We start from the raw sequence: 15,397 nt of genomic DNA, 5'->3' as shown, positions 1-15,397 counted from the left end.
GTCTAGTGTTTTTGCGCCTTTCTGAACAGGGCGTTGGACAGGTCGCAGCGCACTTGAAAAATTAAACGGGTTTCCGGCGAAATTAAACGGGGTCCGCGTCTATCGGGTGTCGGGTGGCCCCGGCGAAGGAGAGGCCTCAGCGGCGCGCTCCGGCGCTCTGCACGGCATAGCAAAAAGGCGGCGCCTTTCAGCACCGCCCCACACTTGTCGCCACCTGGTCAGGACACACGCCGCTTCGGTCGGGCCTTCCATGCCTTCAGGGCCGTGATGGCCTTACGCGCCGCGTCCATCGTCAGGAAGCGCATCGAATGCACCTTGTGATACTTCAACAGCCATCCAGCCAAAGCGGCATCGTCGCAGTCCCGCGTGTCATGCAGTTCGCGCCAGAGTTCGCGGATCAACTCGATCTGGGCAAAGGTCGCCATGCCGGGCCGGTTGCCATAGCGCGGCGCACCCTTGCCGGTCGGGCGAAAGCCGCAGTATTCGGCAAAGCCCATGATCGCTTCAAAGCCGGGTGTATCCAGTTCGGTCGAACTGGTGACGCCCGCGATCCGCACCAGCACCTGCCGGTAATCCGGCTTTTCACTCGGGTTTCTGGCCCCGGCTTGGCAAGTTGAACTACTTCTGCCATTCTTTCCTCCGTTCAAAGGATGCGGGCTTGCCCGCGTTGAATGGCCCGATGGGCGGTGCAACACCCATCGGGCCTACTTTCCGAACAGGCGCTCAGGGTCAAACCCGATAGCCTGTTCCAGATTGTGAAGCATCTCCGCCGTCAGCGCCGATTGCGCCTTTGGTTGCTTTTCCGGCGCGGCGGCGCGGTTCGGCTGCAAGCCGCCAAAGCGCGCGCCAACCACCTTGGACGGCGGTGCCGGGGCTGCCTCTGCCTCGCCCGCACCAAGATCGGCCAGCGCTGCGGCAAAGGCGGCATCGTCCAGATATGTGTTTGCCTTATCCGCCTGCCGCACCGCATCCCGCGCGGCCTTGCGGTTTTTCGCCGCCTCGCGCGCGCCTTCAACGCTGCCGTAAACGCCCGCTTTAACCGGCATTATATCCTTGCAAATCAGCCGCCCGGTGTCAGCAAAGGCGACGGCCGGGGCCTCGAAATCATCGGGATCGCGGCCGATCAGGATTTGCCCCTTGCCATGCCAGCGCAAGAGTGCGGCCTGTGTGTCGGGGTCGCCATAGGTCCATGTCGCGATTTGAACGCGCCCCCAGCGGTCTACGGATGCGGGCGTGTAGATCAACCCGGCATAGTAAAGTTGCTGCGCTGTCGGCTTGCGCAAAACGCGGTCGGTGAGACCCGCCCGAAACATCTGTTCGTAAGACCGGCCGCGTGCGCCTTGGCCCTTGCGGCCTTCCTCACGGTTGTGGCGGGTAATTTCACGCTCGATCACCGCAAGGGCAACGGCCAGAGCTACCGGCTGCACCGATTTGCCCGGCGTGGCCCCCGGCACATGGCCTGCATGGGCGCCCCGAAACTCTGGCCGGTCGTCGATCACGCGGGAAAGAGTGGCAAAAGTGCGCTCTGCGATCTTGGCTTTCGCGTTCTTCGGGATTGCGAACTTTGTCTCGATACCAAGGTGATAGCAGACGCCAAGCGGCTTTACGCCCGGCTTGGCAGCGCCTTTGCCGCGCCATTTGAAATCCGCGCCACCCGCGACCAGATGCCCGGCAAAGGCCGAACCGTTGTCAGTATACAGCCTGTCAAAGATGCTGTGTTCACGGCAAACGTTGCGGATCAACCTCGCCGTCGCCACCGCGTTTTCGGATGCGGCCAACTCATAGCCAAGCACATAGTTCGACGCCACGTCGATCAAGGCCAGCATCACCGGCCGGACCGGCTTGCCATCCCCGAAATCCACCCAGAAATCTTGCGTCCGGCCATCCAGAGAAACCCATTCCAGTGACCGTATCGTCGTCTTGTCGCGCCGGATCGGCTGGGCCAGACGCTTGATAGCCTCTTCGGTGCCATGACGCGCGGCCAGCTTTTCGGCCTCGGGCATGGCATCCCAGCGCCGCCAGACCGTGATATACTTCGGCCATGCCCAACCGCGCCTTGCTGCCACGTCGCGCACATCGCGCCATGCCTGCTTGAGCGGAAAATGCGGCCCGGCATCCCGGATCGTCGTCAGGAAATACGCCCAAGCCTCGGCCGAAAATTCGGCGGGCGGTTTGCCCATGCGGCTATGAGACGGAAGCAGCGCAGGCGCGAAATTCACCGGATCGACCCCGGCAACAGTGCGCAAGATGCGTCGCAGTGTCATCTTGTCGGTCCCATCCACACCGAATTTGGCACGCGCCTGATCGGCCAGTTCCGAGGTCAGGCCCCGCCCTTCGGACGCCCCGCCAGCAGTCAGATACCGGACAATCTCGGCCTTGCGCAGCGCCGTTGCCTGCATCACAGGCGTTGCCGCAGCAAAACGATCATGGGCCGCGTCGTCATATTCCCCGGCAGGCAGGCCCGCCGCTTCGATTTGGCGAGCCTCCCATGAGCGGCGCTCGGGCTCTGGAAGATGCAGAATGTTCACAAGCTCTGGCTTGCGGCCATCCGACTCGCGAATCGTAGTCGGAACATTCAATTTGCTCATCCATCGGGATGCGGCGCTTCGGTCCTGCGGAATTCTACCTAGTCCAAGAATGCTGACGATTCCGACAACCGGACCAACGCTTGCGGGAGCGATTAATGAGGAGCGATCAGGGTTGGCTGACCTTATCATTCACGCGGCACCCCCCGTGAACCGGGCTTTGATCGGACGAGCCTTCAGACCGAGATCGACAGCGATTCGATGACTGACTCCATGGCGGCAAGCAAGCTGTCCTTGCAAAACAGCGTAGACAGTGCGGGGCTTGTAGCCCCGGCTTTCCGCCCATGCTCTGATCGAAATGCCCTCAGCGATGAACTGTTTGCGGACAACCTCAATATCCATGAGGATCTGATGGCATTCAGATCTCTGTCCCATGGGCGCATCCTGTGTTACACGTTAGCGAAACACTGATAGAGGTATGTCACGATAGTGAAAACATCAAGGAGAATTTTCGATAGCGAAACAATGAGAGCTATCGGTGAGCGCCTGCGAGAGGTCCGAGGTGAGCGGACCCTCGCTGAATTCACACAACGCCTTGGCCTCGCCCGGACAACGTGGTCCAACTACGAAGCGGGCCGTCGTCTTCCCAGCCATGAGGTCATGCAACTCCTGGAACGGGTCGAAGGCGTGCCTCCCGACCGCATCCTGCCTTCCGCGGAACTCACCCGGACCGTTCTCTCCAGAGGAAGCGATGACTGGTGGAGCTACATCCCTGTGTTGTGGCTTTTCTCAAGACTTAAGGGCGCGCGCCCTTTTGCCTCTGATTCCGATGAACTGACATGGTGGGCGGAGCATCTGCCAGCCCTTGCTGACGAGTTTGCTCACAGGACATTTGAGTTGGCAGAGAAGCGCGACCTGTCTCTAGATGATGCCGCCCACCAAGTCTGCGCATACTTGCAAGCAAGGACGCCTGACGAACTATTTCAATTCGTCGACAGCAAAGAATAGATCGTGGATCGTGGGCAAAATTGCCCACGACTTCGAAATAGGCCCCATTGATTTCATTGAATATTTTCTGCGCCAGCAGAACGCGATACCGTCCACCTCCGCCCAAACGGCCCCGATAGTATCAAACCTATTGAAAAATCCACCCCATAACCTATTGAAAACAAAGGGCCGAAAAATCGGCCGGTATCAAACCTTTTGAAAGCCGTCACCCGCGTCTGCGGCGCTCCCCCGGGATATTTGGGCCAAGATAAATCAGGCGCCGTGATCGGGCATCTTGCCCGAGGGCGCGGTGTAGGGCCGGGTCACATCCCGCAGCGCGACATCCAGCGTTTCGACCTCCAGCGCGATGGCGCCATCGCCGGCCAGCGTCAGGATCAGCCGGCCTGTGCCGTCCACGCCCGGCTCGAAGGTGATGTCGAGCAAGGACAGAATTGTGTCACGGTCGCTGCGGTCAATGCCCTGTGATCGAACCGCCTGCACGTCGCGCACCAGCAGCATGGCACGCACCCGTTCGTAAGGCCGCCCCGCCGCCTCGGCCGCCGCGCGGTCTTCCCAGCGGAAGCGGTTGAGCAGGATGGCAAATTCACGCCGCGACCGCGCGAAGGTCATGTCGGTGATCGGAAAGACCGCATCCTGCACCAGCGAGGCCAGAACCTTCAGATCCTCGCCATCCGCCGCCCCGAGCCACAGCGGACCTTCATCGGCATCTTCAAACCGCGCGTCAGCCATCAGCCTGCAATCCGTTCGATCTGTGCCCCGCAGGCACCGAGTTTTTCTTCGACATGCTCATAGCCGCGGTCGAGGTGATAGACCCGGCTGACCACGGTTTCGCCTTCGGCTGCAAGCCCGGCAAGAATCAACGAGACGCTGGCGCGCAGGTCGGTGGCCATGACCGGGGCGCCGCGCAGTTTTTCGACGCCAGTGACGGTCGCATGGCCCCCGTGCACATCGATGCGTGCCCCCATGCGGATCAGTTCGGGTGCGTGCATGAAGCGATTCTCGAAGATTTTTTCTTCCAGAACCGAGGTCCCCTCGGCCGTGCACAGAAGCGCCATCATCTGCGCCTGAAGATCGGTGGGGAAACCGGGGAAAGGCTCGGTCGTCACATTGACCGCCTTCACCCGGCCATTCTTGCGCGCGACCTTCAGGCCGGTTTCGGTTTCGGTCACCGAAACCCCCGCCTCATCCAGCTTTTCAGCAAAGGCGCCAACCAGATCCAGCCGCCCGCCCAGGCATTCGACCTCGCCACCGCAGATCGCGGGGGCCAGCATATAGGTGCCGAGTTCGATGCGGTCTGTCACCACCGGATGCGTGGCGCCGCCCAGCCGGTCGACACCCTGGATCGTAATGGTTTCGGTGCCTTCGCCCTCGATCTGCGCGCCCATGCGGCGCAGGCAGTGTGCAAGATCCACGATTTCCGGCTCGCGCGCGGCATTCTTCAGCACGGTTGTGCCCTTGGCCAGCGAGGCCGCCAGCAGGGCGTTTTCGGTCGCGCCCACGGAAACGAAAGGAAACTCGACCACGGCGCCCCTGAGCCGCCCGCCTGGTGCCCTGGCGTGGACATAGCCGTCGCGGAGGTCCAGTTCAGCCCCCATCGCCTCCAGCGCCTTCAGGTGCAGGTCCACCGGCCGCGCCCCGATCGCACAGCCTCCCGGCAGCGACACGACGGCATGGCCATCCCGCGCCAGCATTGGCCCGAGGACAAGGATCGAGGCGCGCATCTTGCGCACGATGTCATAATCCGCAGTGTGATTGTCGATCCGCCACGAGGACATGGACAGCACCTTGCCGCCCTGAAGGCTCGCGACTTCGGCCCCCAGCGATTGCAGAAGTTGCGTCATGGTGCGGATGTCCGACAGGCGCGGCGCATTGGTCAGCGTCAGCGGCTCTTCCGTCAGCAGGGTCGCGGGCATCAGCGTGAGACAGGCGTTCTTCGCCCCCGCGATCGGGATCGTCCCGCGCAGTTCACCCCCGCCCCTGACCAGAATCGAATCCATCGCGCTGCCTCACTCTTTCTCGTTATCATCTTGCGCCGCCCGCGCCCGGGCCTGCGCCTTGCGCCGCGCCATGTTCGCTTTCAAAGCCGCTTTCAGCCGATCCTCGCGCGAAAGCTCGGCCGTCCGGGCTTTCGCCGCAGGCTTCACAACACGGGAAGACGGGAGAACGGGATCGTCAGGCTGGCTCATAAGCTCTCTGTTAGCGCAGGCATAAAAAAGGGTCCAGATTGCGCTTGCACATGTCCGCGAATACGTCTATCTCCCCGCCACGCCCGGCAGTAAGACGCCGAAGCGAAGGCAAAAGCCCCGGTTGGCTGCGGTAGCTCAGTGGTAGAGCACTCCCTTGGTAAGGGAGAGGTCGAGAGTTCAATCCTCTCTCGCAGCACCATTTATCAGTTTAAAATCAAATACCTGCAAGCAGACGGTGTTTTGATCTGCCCGTTCGGCGGTTCGATTTCCGGCACTCCGTTCATTGCCGCATGTTCGGCTCTGATTACTCTCTGCTTCGAATGTGCGAAGCGTCAGACGCTCCCCTATCAGGCACGGATACCCAGCGCGACAGGGTCGCATCCTGCCGCACGGATGCGCCCGATCAGCTTCGGCAGGAAGGGGCGGCGCGCGTCGATATTGCGGCGGCGCAGGAACCACAGCAGGAATTGCGCAAAGGGCCAGCGGGTCGTCATCGCGTTGTCCAGCGCGGCGGGCCAGTCCCCGGCGCGCTTCACCGTCACCGCGCAGTGATGCAGTTCACTTTGCCCGAAAAACACCGCCGGCACGCCATGCAGCATCCCCTCCAGCCCGACGGAGGAGGAGATAGAGACCGAAACCGCCGCGCCCGCGAGAATATCATGCAGATTGGCCCCGGTGATCTGCACACCCGCAACGCCGGTCAGTCGGCGCAGAATCGCCTCGGTCTCGGGCCCGCTGTTGCGGGGATGCGGTTTCACAACCAGCATCCGCCCGTTCCGATGCGCCAGCACGGCATCGACCATTTCCGCCGCCGTCATGTGGCGCGCACGTTCCACCGGATCGGACAGGTCTTGCAGGAACAGCGCGATATGCCCGCCGGGGAAGGCCGCCTGCGCCTCCGGCTGGACATGCCGCGACCGGCGCGGCCTCACATATTGCGCGCGCAAATCGGCCAGAAAATCGGCCGCGCGATCCTCGGGCACCATATCGGGCCGGAACCTTGCCCGCATCGTGCTGCTTTCAAAGAAGATCCCCTCGGGATCGGCATAGAAGAAGCGGTCCAGATAGGCGGTGCCCAGAGTCAGCGCCTGCCCCCGCCCCACCGCCGCCGCATGAACCAGATCCAGATGCCCGCCCTCCGGCCCCGCGCGCAGACGGTCAATATCGCGGTGACAAAGCTCGACGCGCGCGCCAAGCCCCGCCAGCCCCTCCAGCGCACGGCGATAGAATTGCGGCATCCGCGCGGCCCCGTTGTCGAGCATATGGGCAGGCAGGTGCAGGCGGATGCGGGCGTCGGTCATGGCCTTTTTCTAGCCCGCATCTTGCGCCTCGCAAAGCGGCAAGCCTTGACATTCGCGCCGCCCTGCCCCATCTGCGGCAGGTCCGACACCCGGCCGCGTGAGCCTGAACGGGGTGCGGCAATGGTTCCCACAAGTCACGCAGGGGCACCGCGGTTCGACGGTGAACGGGGGTTCCCCCGGCACGAGGCGACCCGCCACCCCTCGCGGATGCCCGTTGCGGCATCCCGATGACTATTGGAACGACTTATGACGACTTTCGCTGATCTCGGCCTTTCGCCGAAGCTCCTCAAGGCGCTGGAAGGCACCAGCTTCACCACGCCGACGCCGATTCAGGCGCAGGCCATTCCGCAGGTGATGAAGGGGCGCGACCTGATGGGTCTGGCGCAGACCGGCACCGGCAAGACCGCCGCTTTCGGCCTGCCGCTGCTGCACCGCCTGCTGGACATCACCCACCCGCCGGGGCCGCGCAATGTGCGCGCCCTGATCCTGGCCCCCACGCGCGAACTGGTGCAGCAGATCTATGACCACATCTTCGCCTTCACCAAGGGCACGCCGGTCAAGCTGACCATGGTGGTCGGCGGCGCCTCGATCAACAAGCAGTCCGAACGGCTGGCCAAGGGCACCGATGTGCTGATCGCCACCCCTGGCCGGCTGATCGACCTCTTGGAGCGCGGCGACGTGCGGCTGGACAGCTGCGGCTATCTGGTGCTGGACGAGGCCGATCACATGCTGGACATGGGTTTCATCCATTCGCTGCGCCAGATCGCCAAATTCCTGCCGCTGCGCCGCCAGACCCTGCTGTTCAGCGCCACCATGCCGAAAGACATCGAGGAAATCGCCGATACCTATCTGCGCAATCCGGTCCGCGTGCAGGTCTCGCCCCCCGGCAAACCGGCGGAAAAGATCGTGCAGGGCGTGCATTTCACGCCGCAGGGTGACAAGGCAAAGCTCTTGGAAAGCTATCTGCAAAAGCATCCGGGAGAGGCAGCCATCGTCTTTGCCCGCACCAAGCATGGTGCCGACAAGCTGGCGAAGCTGCTGGTGACCTGGGGCTTCAATGCGGTAGCGATCCACGGCAACCGCAGCCAGAACCAGCGCGAGCGCGCGCTGGCCGATTTCCGCGAGGGCACGATGGATGTGCTGGTCGCCACCGATGTGGCGGCGCGCGGCATCGACATCCCCACCGTGCGGCACGTCTATAACTACGACATGCCGAACGTGCCGGAAAACTATGTTCACCGCATCGGCCGCACTGCGCGGGCGGGTGCCGGTGGCAGCTCGGTCAGCTTCTGCGCGCCGGCCGAAATGGACGAACTGAAACAGGTCGAGACGCTGCTGAAAAAGACCGTGCCTGTCATCGGCGGCGCGCCCTGGGCGATGGATGCGGTGAAAGAAGCCAATGCACTGAAGGTCGCGCGGGCGCAGCAGAACCAGCAGCGGCGCGGCGGCGGCGGGCGTCCGCAAGGGCAGAAACAGGGGCAGAAACCGCAGGGGCAGAAACCTTCGGGCGGCAAACCGGCGGCCAAGCCCGGCGGGGCCCGTCCGCAGGGGCAGAAACCGGCCCGCAAGGCGGCGGGCGGCTCTGCCCCGCCCCGTCGGCCCGCACGCGGCTGACAGATGCAAAAGGCCGGGCATGCAGCCCGGCCTTTTCTTATTTCGTGCGGCCAAGGGCTCAGTGTCCGGCTTCTTCCTCAAGATTGAGCTTCATTTCCAGCAACACCTGCTGGATTGCCAGTGTTTCGCGCAGCAGGCGCTTGGCCTCGTTCACCGAAATACGACCGTCGGCGATGGCCGTGTTGTATTCCGCCATCAGCATCCCGAACCTTTGCGCCAGCGCCACCACATCCGAATTGATGCCGCCCGACTGCGCATTGCGGCGTTCCGCGTCATAGCTGAAGGTGATGCCGCGCAGTTCCGCCAGCGCCGAGGTCACATGCGGGTAGCGCGCCGCCGCCTCCAACTGGGCCACGACGTCAATGGGCATGAAACGGTCGCTGTGTTCGTCCTGTTCGGAATAGTAGCGCCCGATGGTGGCCTTGGACTTGCCGGTGAGGTCGCAGGCCGCTTCGATTCCCACGTCCTTCACCAAGGCTTCGGTGTGTTTTTTCAGATAGGACTCGATAGACATGAAACCCGCTAATCCTTCCACATCCCCCATTTGGGGGAAATCACTGTTTCTTTTCCCATTAATCGGACGGCAGGGGTTTGTCATTCATAATCCAGTTCCGGCGAGCCCGGAACCTTGATGAGTGAGCTTCCGGCGTCCCCAGCGCCGGAGCGGGTGGGGGTCCGCCGTGCCAAGGTCTCACGGGGAAACCGGCCGGGAAACCGGAAGGTTGTGCGGCGGACCCGTCAGTTCCGAGTGTTGTCGCCCTTCCCTCGTGGGCGCGACGTAACGAGTATGGCGGTCCGCCGCATATGCCTTCTGTTCGTCCGGGTGGGCGCTGGCCACGTCAAATCCACCTCCCGGCGTGCCCCCACCCCCTCTGTTTCTGGGGAGGTCTTGTTGTCCGGTGCGGGTGCCGTCACGGCACCCGGGTACGAGTATCAACAGTGACCCTGTATCAGTGCGACGGCCCCGCTTGTGACAGGCGGGGCTTTTCGCTATCGGGCGGCATGGCCAAGCTTTACTTCCACTACTCGACGATGAACGCGGGCAAATCCACCGCGCTTCTGCAAGCCTCTCACAACTACCGAGAAGGGGGCATGCAGACTTATCTGCTGACCGCGCGGCTCGACGACCGCGCGGGAACCGGCCGCATCGCCAGCCGTATCGGCATTGGCGAAAGCGCCGACATGTTTGGCTCCGCTGATGACATGTGTGCTCTGATCGCGACCCGGCTGGGGCGCGGCCCGGTGGCCTGTGTCTTCATCGACGAAGCACAGTTCCTGACCAAGGCCCAGGTCTGGCAACTGGCGCAGGCGGTGGACGATCTGGGCGTGCCGGTGATGTGCTACGGCCTACGGGTGGATTTTCAGGGCAACCTGTTCCCCGGATCGGCAGCACTTCTGGCCTGGGCCGATGAAATGCGCGAGGTGCGCACGATTTGCCATTGCGGCAAGAAGGCCACCATGGTGGTGCGCCGTGCCCCGGATGGCAGCGCGCTGCGCGATGGCGACCAGGTGCAGATCGGCGGTAACGAGACCTATCAGAGCCTGTGCCGCCGTCACTGGCGCGCCGCCATGGGGGATACCGACGCCTAGCGCCGCGCCCGCAGGGCAATCATCACCCCCGCGGCCGCGATCAGTGCCATACCCGCCAGCGCCAGCAGGCTTTGCGTCTCGCCCCAGATCAGCCAGCTCCACCCCGCCGAGGCGGGCAGGATCACATATTCAAAGACCGATACGCGGCTCGCTTCGGCCAGTTGATAGGCCTTGATCATCATGCCCACCCCCAGCAGCGAACCTGCTGCCTGAACCAGCGTCCAGAACAGGAAATCCGCCGAAGGCCAGACCGGGCCGCGCAGCACGAAGCCCGCGGTGCCCTCGGGCACCTCCACCGGCACCAGTGTCAGGACTGCCATGCCGATCAGGCCGAAAATCCCCAGCGCGGCAAAGAAGCCGCCCAGCAGAGTTTCCGCCGTTTCCCCGTCGCACCACTCCCGCGTGGCGATATTGCCCAGCGCGTAAAGCGCGCCAGCCAGCACCGGAAGGAAAGCGGCCACGCTGGCGCCACGCATCGCCTCCGGGCCCAGCACCATGACCACCCCGGCAAAGCCCACGGCCACCGCCAGCACCCGCACCGGACCGTTGGGGTGGCCATAGATGAAGCGCGAGATCAGCAGGACGAAGATAGGTGCGGTGAATAATCCTGCCGCTACCTGTGCCACAGGCAGGAAAGCCAGTGCGCCGAAATAGATTACCATGCCACTGCCATGAATGGCCGACCTCGCCACCACCGCCCGCAGGTTGCGGGGTCGCAGCCGCAGGCGCAGCGGCACCATCAGCGCCAGCAGGATCGCCCAGGCCATGACCGAGCGCGTCGCATGAAACTGCCACAGCCCGCCATCCGCCGCGATCAGGCGCACGAAATTGTCGGTGAAGCCGATCAGCATGGCATAGACCAGCACCATCCCGGCGGCAGCCAGGGTGCGGTCCGGGCTGCGGTCGGTTGCCGCAGCCATGTTAGCGGTAGTCATCGCGCAATTCCTTTCTTCCCCTCTTTTCAATGCCCTGAACCCGCCGCAAACTGCGCGCCGGAAAACGACATGTTCCGCCAGTTCGGGAGGAGAGCGCGCTATGGGTTGGCTGGTTGACGAGACCGGACTGGAAAAGAATGCCGCGAACCATGTGGCGCTGACGCCGCTGTCGCATCTGAAGCGCGCCGCCGACGTGCATGCCGGACGCACCGCTCTGGTCTGGAAATCGACGCGGCGCAGCTATGCCGAATATCTCGACCGCACGACCCGCCTCGCCTCTGCCCTGGCCCGTCGGGGAGTGGCACCGGGCGATGTGGTGGCGACGCTTCTGCCGAACATCCCGCAGCAGGCCGAGGCGCATTTTGGCGTGCCCGCCTGCGGGGCGATCATCAATACGATCAACACCCGGCTGGATGCCGATACGGTGGGCTATATCTTCGGCCATGCCGGCGCGAAGATCGTGCTGGTCGATACCGCGCTGCTGCCGCTGGCCGAGGCCGCTATCAAGAAGATGGAGGGCTCCGCGCCGCAGATCATCGAAGTCTGCGACCGCGAGGCGGGTTTCACCCCCGGCGGGCATTATCTGGAATACGAGGATCTGCTGGCCGAAGGCGACCCGGAGTTCGACTGGGTTTTGCCCGAGGATGAATGGGAAAGCCTTGCCATCAACTATACCTCCGGCACCACGGGACGGCCAAAGGGTGTGGTCTATCATCATCGCGGCGCCTATCTGGCGACCATGGCCAATGTCATCGCCTGGCGGATGCAGCTTTTCCCCAAGGTGCTGACCATCGTGCCGCTGTTCCATTGCAACGCATGGGTGCAGCCCTGGCTGGTGCCGATGATGGGCGGCACGCTGGTCTGTTGCCGCGACGTGACCGCGAAAGCGATCTATGACGCCATCGCCGATGAAGGCGTCACCCATTTCGGCGGCGCCCCCATCGTGCTGAACACCATCATCAACGCGAAAGACGCAGACCGCCGCGCCTTTGATCATGTGGTCGAGGTCTTCACCGCAGGCGCCCCGCCGCCTGCCGCCACACTTGCCGCCATCGAACCGCTGGGTTTCAATGTCACGCAGGTTTACGGGCTGACCGAAACCTATGGCCCCGCCACCGAATGCCTGTGGCAACCGGAATGGGACGACAAGACGGGCGAAGACCGCGCTGCCTTCAAGGCCCGCACCGGTGTGCCGATGGCCATGCTGGAGGCGGCCGAGGTGCATGACACCCACGGTGTGCCGGTGCCGCGCGACTCGGCCCATCTGGGCGAGATCGCCATGCGCGGCAACATGGTGATGAAGGGCTATTACAAGAACCCGCAGGCCACTGCCGAGGCGTTCAAGGGTGGCTGGTTCCGCTCGGGCGATATCGCGCTCCAGCATCCCGACGGCTATATCAAGATCACCGACCGCGCGAAGGACATCATCATCTCGGGCGGCGAGAATGTCAGCTCGGTCGAGGTCGAGGGCGCGCTGATGCACCACCCGGCGGTCAGCCTGTGTGCCGTGGTCGCCAAGCCGGATGCGAAATGGGGCGAGGTGCCCTGCGCCTTTGTCGAGCTGAAATCCGGCGCCGAAGCGACAGAGGAAGAGCTGATCAAGTTCTGCCGCGCACGTCTGGCAGGCTTCGCCACCCCCAAGGCGGTGGTGTTCTGCGAGTTGCCGAAAACCTCGACCGGCAAGATCCAGAAGTTCGAGTTGCGCGCCGTGGCCAAGCTGATGGCACAGCAACAGGGCGTAACGGCGTGACGCCACGCTCCGAAGGTGCGGACGAGGCGGCGGCGATCGGCCGGTTGATCACCGATGCCTTCGCCACCGCCGCCCATTCCGATGGCAATGAGGCCGAAATCGTGGCCGCATTGCGGGCTTCGGGTGATCTGCTGCTGTCGCTGGTCTGCGAGGATGGCCATGGCCTGACCGGCCATATCGCAGCCTCGCCCGTCACCATCGGCGGCACGCCGGGCTGGGCCTGTATCGCGCCAGTCTCCGTCGCACCGCATTGCCAGCGACAGGGTGTCGGCCATGCTTTGATGCAGTCCGCGCTGGCAACCTTGCAGGCGCAGGGACATGGCGGCGTCGTGGTCCTTGGCGATCCGGCCTATTACGGGCGCTTTGGCCTTGTGGCTGACGCGGCCCGTCACATTCCGGGCGTGCCTGCAGAATATGTGCTGTCGCGGCCCTTCAGCAGCCCGGCCCCGACCGGCGAAATCCGCTTTGCCCCGGCCTTTGGACCCGTCTGAACCGAGGCGGTTGTGACCACGGGACAATCCCGATAAGCTGGGCTGAATAGCGGCAAGAAGGCCATCAATGCGCACGACGGCGCTGAAGCAGTATCAGAAGCTTGAAAGCCCGGGGCTATGGCGTGAAGCGCCGGAAATGCAACGGCGCGAGGTGATCGTGGCCTTCGGCGAGGCCTCGCTGACGCTGTCCGATCCGCGCACCGAAGCCGCCCTGTCGCACTGGTCGCTGCCCGCAGTGGAGCGGCTGAACCCCGGCGAGATCCCCGCCCTGTTCGCCCCCGGTCAGGACGCGCTGGAAACGCTTGAACTGGACGACCCGACCATGATCGCCGCACTGGAGAAGGTGCGGCACACCCTTGCCACCGCTCGCCCCCGGCCGGGACGGCTGCGGGGTTCGCTTTTGCTGGCAGGGACTGCGCTGGTCTTGCTGGCGGGGGCGGTTTTCGTGCCCGGAGCGATGATCGACCACACCGCCGCCATGGTGCCGCCGACGATGCGGAAATCCATTGGCCGCACCGCTCTGGCGGATCTGTCCCAGGTCGCCGGGGCGCCCTGTTCCGATGTGTCGGGCCTGTCGGCGCTGGAAAAGCTGTCGGCGCGCCTGTTCGGGGAAAACCCGCCGCAGCTTGTCGTGCTGCGGGACGGCACCGCCCTGTCGCTGCATTTGCCGGGCCGGATCATCGCATTGCACCGCTCGCTGATCGAAAACCAGAACAGCCCGGATGTCGCCGCAGGTTTCGCGCTGGCCGAGGCCGAGCGTATCAGCGAAACCGATCCCATGCTGCCCCTGCTGGAATATGCCGGGGTGCGGGCAACCTTTGGCCTGCTGACCACAGGCCGCCTCGCACCCGGATCGGTGCAGGGCTACGGGCGGCTGGTCCTGACCGAGCCGCCCTCGGAAGTGGATACCGAGCATTTGCTTACTCGCTTTGCCGAGGCGGGCGTCGCCAGCACCCCCTATGCCCGCGCGGTGGACCCCAGCGGTGAGAGCGTGCTTCGGCTGATCGAGGCCGATCCTTTCGCGCAGGAGGCAGCCCCTCCGCTGCTGAAGGATGGCGACTGGATCAGCCTTCAGGCGATCTGCGCCGAATAGCCCCGGACAGCGAATAGCCGCGGACAGAAAGACGCCCCCGACCGGAACGGCGGGGGCGCAGGGTTATTCTGCCCGTTTTTTGCCTGCTCAGAATTACCGGATGAACGCGTCGCCGAAGCCCGCGCGGCGAACCGCCCCAAGGGCAGCCTGCGCCGAGGCCGCATCCCCGAAGGGCCCGGCCAGAACGATCTGAAGCGGTTTGCCGCTCTTGTTGATGCGCGAGGTGCCGACCGGCAGGCCCGCTGCCCGCAGACGCGCCTTGGCACCTTCGGCATTGGCAGGCTCGCCAAAGGTGCCGATCTGCACGAACATCCGCCCCGCGCGTGCCTGAACCGGTGCCTTGGCCGTGCCCATGCTGGAAACCTGAACCTTTCGGACGGGTTGCACCTTGTTCTTGGACGAAACGACGACAAGGCGACGGGTCTGGCGCGGCGCCTGATCGGCAACCAGTTCAGCCGGCACATCGCGGGTCCAGATCTGATCCTGCGCCGCCTGACCGGACGCCGTCCCGACACCACGATAGGGATTCAGACGGTCATCCTTCCACGCGGATTTATAGCCCTTCGGAACCGGAAACTCATCCGTGACCTCTGCCGAGCGCAGGATCACCGTGGCGCGGTCGGAGCTGCCGATGTCATTCACGCTCAGCGTGCCGCGGCTGACAACCGTCCCCGCCGGCTCGGTCAGCCCCGCGCCCAGACGCGGCCCGTTCCCCAGCGCAACTTTGGAATAGATCGGCGCATGAGCGCCATTCAGTGTCCCGTCCCCACGGGTACACAGCACGGCCGTGCCGCCATTGGACAGCGCGTAAAGCTTCGGCACCGGAGCCGAGGCATAGCAGGCAATCTTGCGGCCGCCCGGCGCGGCGGCGAGGCTTGGCACGGTCGTTGGCGCAGCTGCGGCG

General features: G+C 64.1%; 16 protein-coding genes and 1 tRNA gene. 7 read left to right on the top strand and 10 right to left on the bottom strand.

The window, feature by feature from the left end; translation table 11 throughout:
• Nucleotides 1-218: 218 nt before the first annotated feature.
• The 3 genes from AO684_RS04245 to AO684_RS22560 form a co-directional block, all read right to left on the bottom strand.
• Complete coding sequence (locus tag AO684_RS04245) at nucleotides 219-563, bottom strand: regulatory protein GemA (RefSeq protein WP_054301501.1); 345 nt, start codon at nucleotides 561-563, stop codon at nucleotides 219-221.
• A gap of 141 nt (nucleotides 564-704) precedes the next feature.
• Nucleotides 705-2,579 carry a transposase domain-containing protein gene (locus AO684_RS04240; protein ID WP_161805986.1) on the bottom strand — a complete coding sequence of 625 codons (1,875 nt, stop codon included), beginning with the start codon at nucleotides 2,577-2,579 and terminating at the stop codon, nucleotides 705-707.
• A gap of 138 nt (nucleotides 2,580-2,717) precedes the next feature.
• A complete protein-coding gene (locus AO684_RS22560; RefSeq protein ID WP_054301567.1) occupies nucleotides 2,718-2,927 on the bottom strand; it encodes a hypothetical protein in 210 nt (69 codons plus the stop codon).
• 123 nt (nucleotides 2,928-3,050) lie between these two features.
• On the opposite strand from AO684_RS22560, the gene AO684_RS04230 reads away from it, so the two are divergent.
• On the top strand, nucleotides 3,051-3,533 hold the full coding sequence (locus AO684_RS04230) for a helix-turn-helix domain-containing protein (protein ID WP_054301499.1): 483 nt from the start codon (nucleotides 3,051-3,053) through the stop codon (nucleotides 3,531-3,533).
• A gap of 252 nt (nucleotides 3,534-3,785) precedes the next feature.
• On the opposite strand, the gene AO684_RS04225 is transcribed toward AO684_RS04230, so the two are convergent.
• The 3 genes from AO684_RS04225 to AO684_RS21990 are packed head-to-tail and all read right to left on the bottom strand — an operon-like array spanning nucleotide 3,786 to nucleotide 5,719.
• Complete coding sequence (locus tag AO684_RS04225; RefSeq protein WP_054301498.1) at nucleotides 3,786-4,262, bottom strand: DUF2948 family protein; 477 nt, start codon at nucleotides 4,260-4,262, stop codon at nucleotides 3,786-3,788.
• A complete protein-coding gene (gene murA, locus AO684_RS04220) occupies nucleotides 4,262-5,530 on the bottom strand; it encodes a UDP-N-acetylglucosamine 1-carboxyvinyltransferase (RefSeq protein ID WP_054301497.1) in 1,269 nt (422 codons plus the stop codon). The genes AO684_RS04225 and murA overlap by 1 nt, the downstream gene beginning before the upstream one ends.
• 9 nt (nucleotides 5,531-5,539) lie before the next feature.
• Nucleotides 5,540-5,719, bottom strand: a complete 180-nt coding sequence (locus tag AO684_RS21990; protein ID WP_054301496.1) for a hypothetical protein — start codon at nucleotides 5,717-5,719, stop codon at nucleotides 5,540-5,542.
• Nucleotides 5,720-5,843: 124 nt separating this feature from the next.
• Between AO684_RS21990 and AO684_RS04210 the strand changes: the two genes are divergently transcribed.
• Nucleotides 5,844-5,918, top strand: a tRNA-Thr gene (locus AO684_RS04210).
• A 148-nt stretch (nucleotides 5,919-6,066) separates the two neighbouring features.
• On the opposite strand, the gene AO684_RS04205 is transcribed toward AO684_RS04210, so the two are convergent.
• The gene (locus tag AO684_RS04205) at nucleotides 6,067-7,020 is read right to left on the bottom strand and encodes a hypothetical protein (RefSeq protein WP_054301495.1); all 954 of its coding nucleotides are present in this window, start codon (nucleotides 7,018-7,020) and stop codon (nucleotides 6,067-6,069) included.
• A 246-nt stretch (nucleotides 7,021-7,266) separates the two neighbouring features.
• Here AO684_RS04205 and AO684_RS04200 point away from each other — a divergent pair, with 246 nt between their 5' ends.
• Nucleotides 7,267-8,634 (top strand): DEAD/DEAH box helicase, encoded by a 1,368-nt coding sequence (locus tag AO684_RS04200; RefSeq protein ID WP_054301494.1) that lies wholly within the window; start codon nucleotides 7,267-7,269, stop codon nucleotides 8,632-8,634.
• Nucleotides 8,635-8,692: 58 nt separating this feature from the next.
• Here the strand turns inward: AO684_RS04200 and AO684_RS04195 are convergent, their stop codons facing one another.
• Nucleotides 8,693-9,148 carry a hypothetical protein gene (locus AO684_RS04195; protein ID WP_054301493.1) on the bottom strand — a complete coding sequence of 152 codons (456 nt, stop codon included), beginning with the start codon at nucleotides 9,146-9,148 and terminating at the stop codon, nucleotides 8,693-8,695.
• Nucleotides 9,149-9,636: 488 nt separating this feature from the next.
• Here AO684_RS04195 and AO684_RS04190 point away from each other — a divergent pair, with 488 nt between their 5' ends.
• The gene (locus tag AO684_RS04190; RefSeq protein WP_054301492.1) at nucleotides 9,637-10,224 is read left to right on the top strand and encodes a thymidine kinase; all 588 of its coding nucleotides are present in this window, start codon (nucleotides 9,637-9,639) and stop codon (nucleotides 10,222-10,224) included.
• Here the strand turns inward: AO684_RS04190 and AO684_RS04185 are convergent.
• Nucleotides 10,221-11,159: a DMT family transporter gene (locus AO684_RS04185; RefSeq protein ID WP_235451206.1), complete on the bottom strand. Its 939-nt coding sequence runs from the start codon at nucleotides 11,157-11,159 to the stop codon at nucleotides 10,221-10,223. The two genes, AO684_RS04190 and AO684_RS04185, sit on opposite strands and share 4 nt — an antisense overlap.
• Nucleotides 11,160-11,259: 100 nt before the next feature.
• On the opposite strand from AO684_RS04185, the gene AO684_RS04180 reads away from it, so the two are divergent.
• From AO684_RS04180 to AO684_RS04170, 3 genes are all read left to right on the top strand, one after another.
• Entirely contained in the window at nucleotides 11,260-12,909 is a 1,650-nt protein-coding gene (locus tag AO684_RS04180) for an AMP-binding protein (protein WP_054301490.1), read from the top strand.
• Complete coding sequence (locus tag AO684_RS04175) at nucleotides 12,906-13,400, top strand: GNAT family N-acetyltransferase (protein WP_054301489.1); 495 nt, start codon at nucleotides 12,906-12,908, stop codon at nucleotides 13,398-13,400. Before AO684_RS04180 ends, AO684_RS04175 begins: the two co-directional genes overlap by 4 nt.
• A gap of 67 nt (nucleotides 13,401-13,467) precedes the next feature.
• Entirely contained in the window at nucleotides 13,468-14,493 is a 1,026-nt protein-coding gene (locus tag AO684_RS04170) for a hypothetical protein (RefSeq protein WP_054301488.1), read from the top strand.
• Nucleotides 14,494-14,586: 93 nt separating this feature from the next.
• Here the strand turns inward: AO684_RS04170 and AO684_RS04165 are convergent.
• A partial coding sequence (locus AO684_RS04165) for an SPOR domain-containing protein (protein ID WP_161805985.1) occupies nucleotides 14,587-15,397 on the bottom strand: 811 nt, incomplete at its 5' end.

This window comes from Gemmobacter sp. LW-1, assembly GCF_001303875.1.
Lineage (GTDB): Bacteria > Pseudomonadota > Alphaproteobacteria > Rhodobacterales > Rhodobacteraceae > Gemmobacter > Gemmobacter caeni.
The sequence above is the reverse complement of the archived record's forward strand: the minus strand, read 5'-3'. Positions and strand labels throughout refer to the sequence as shown.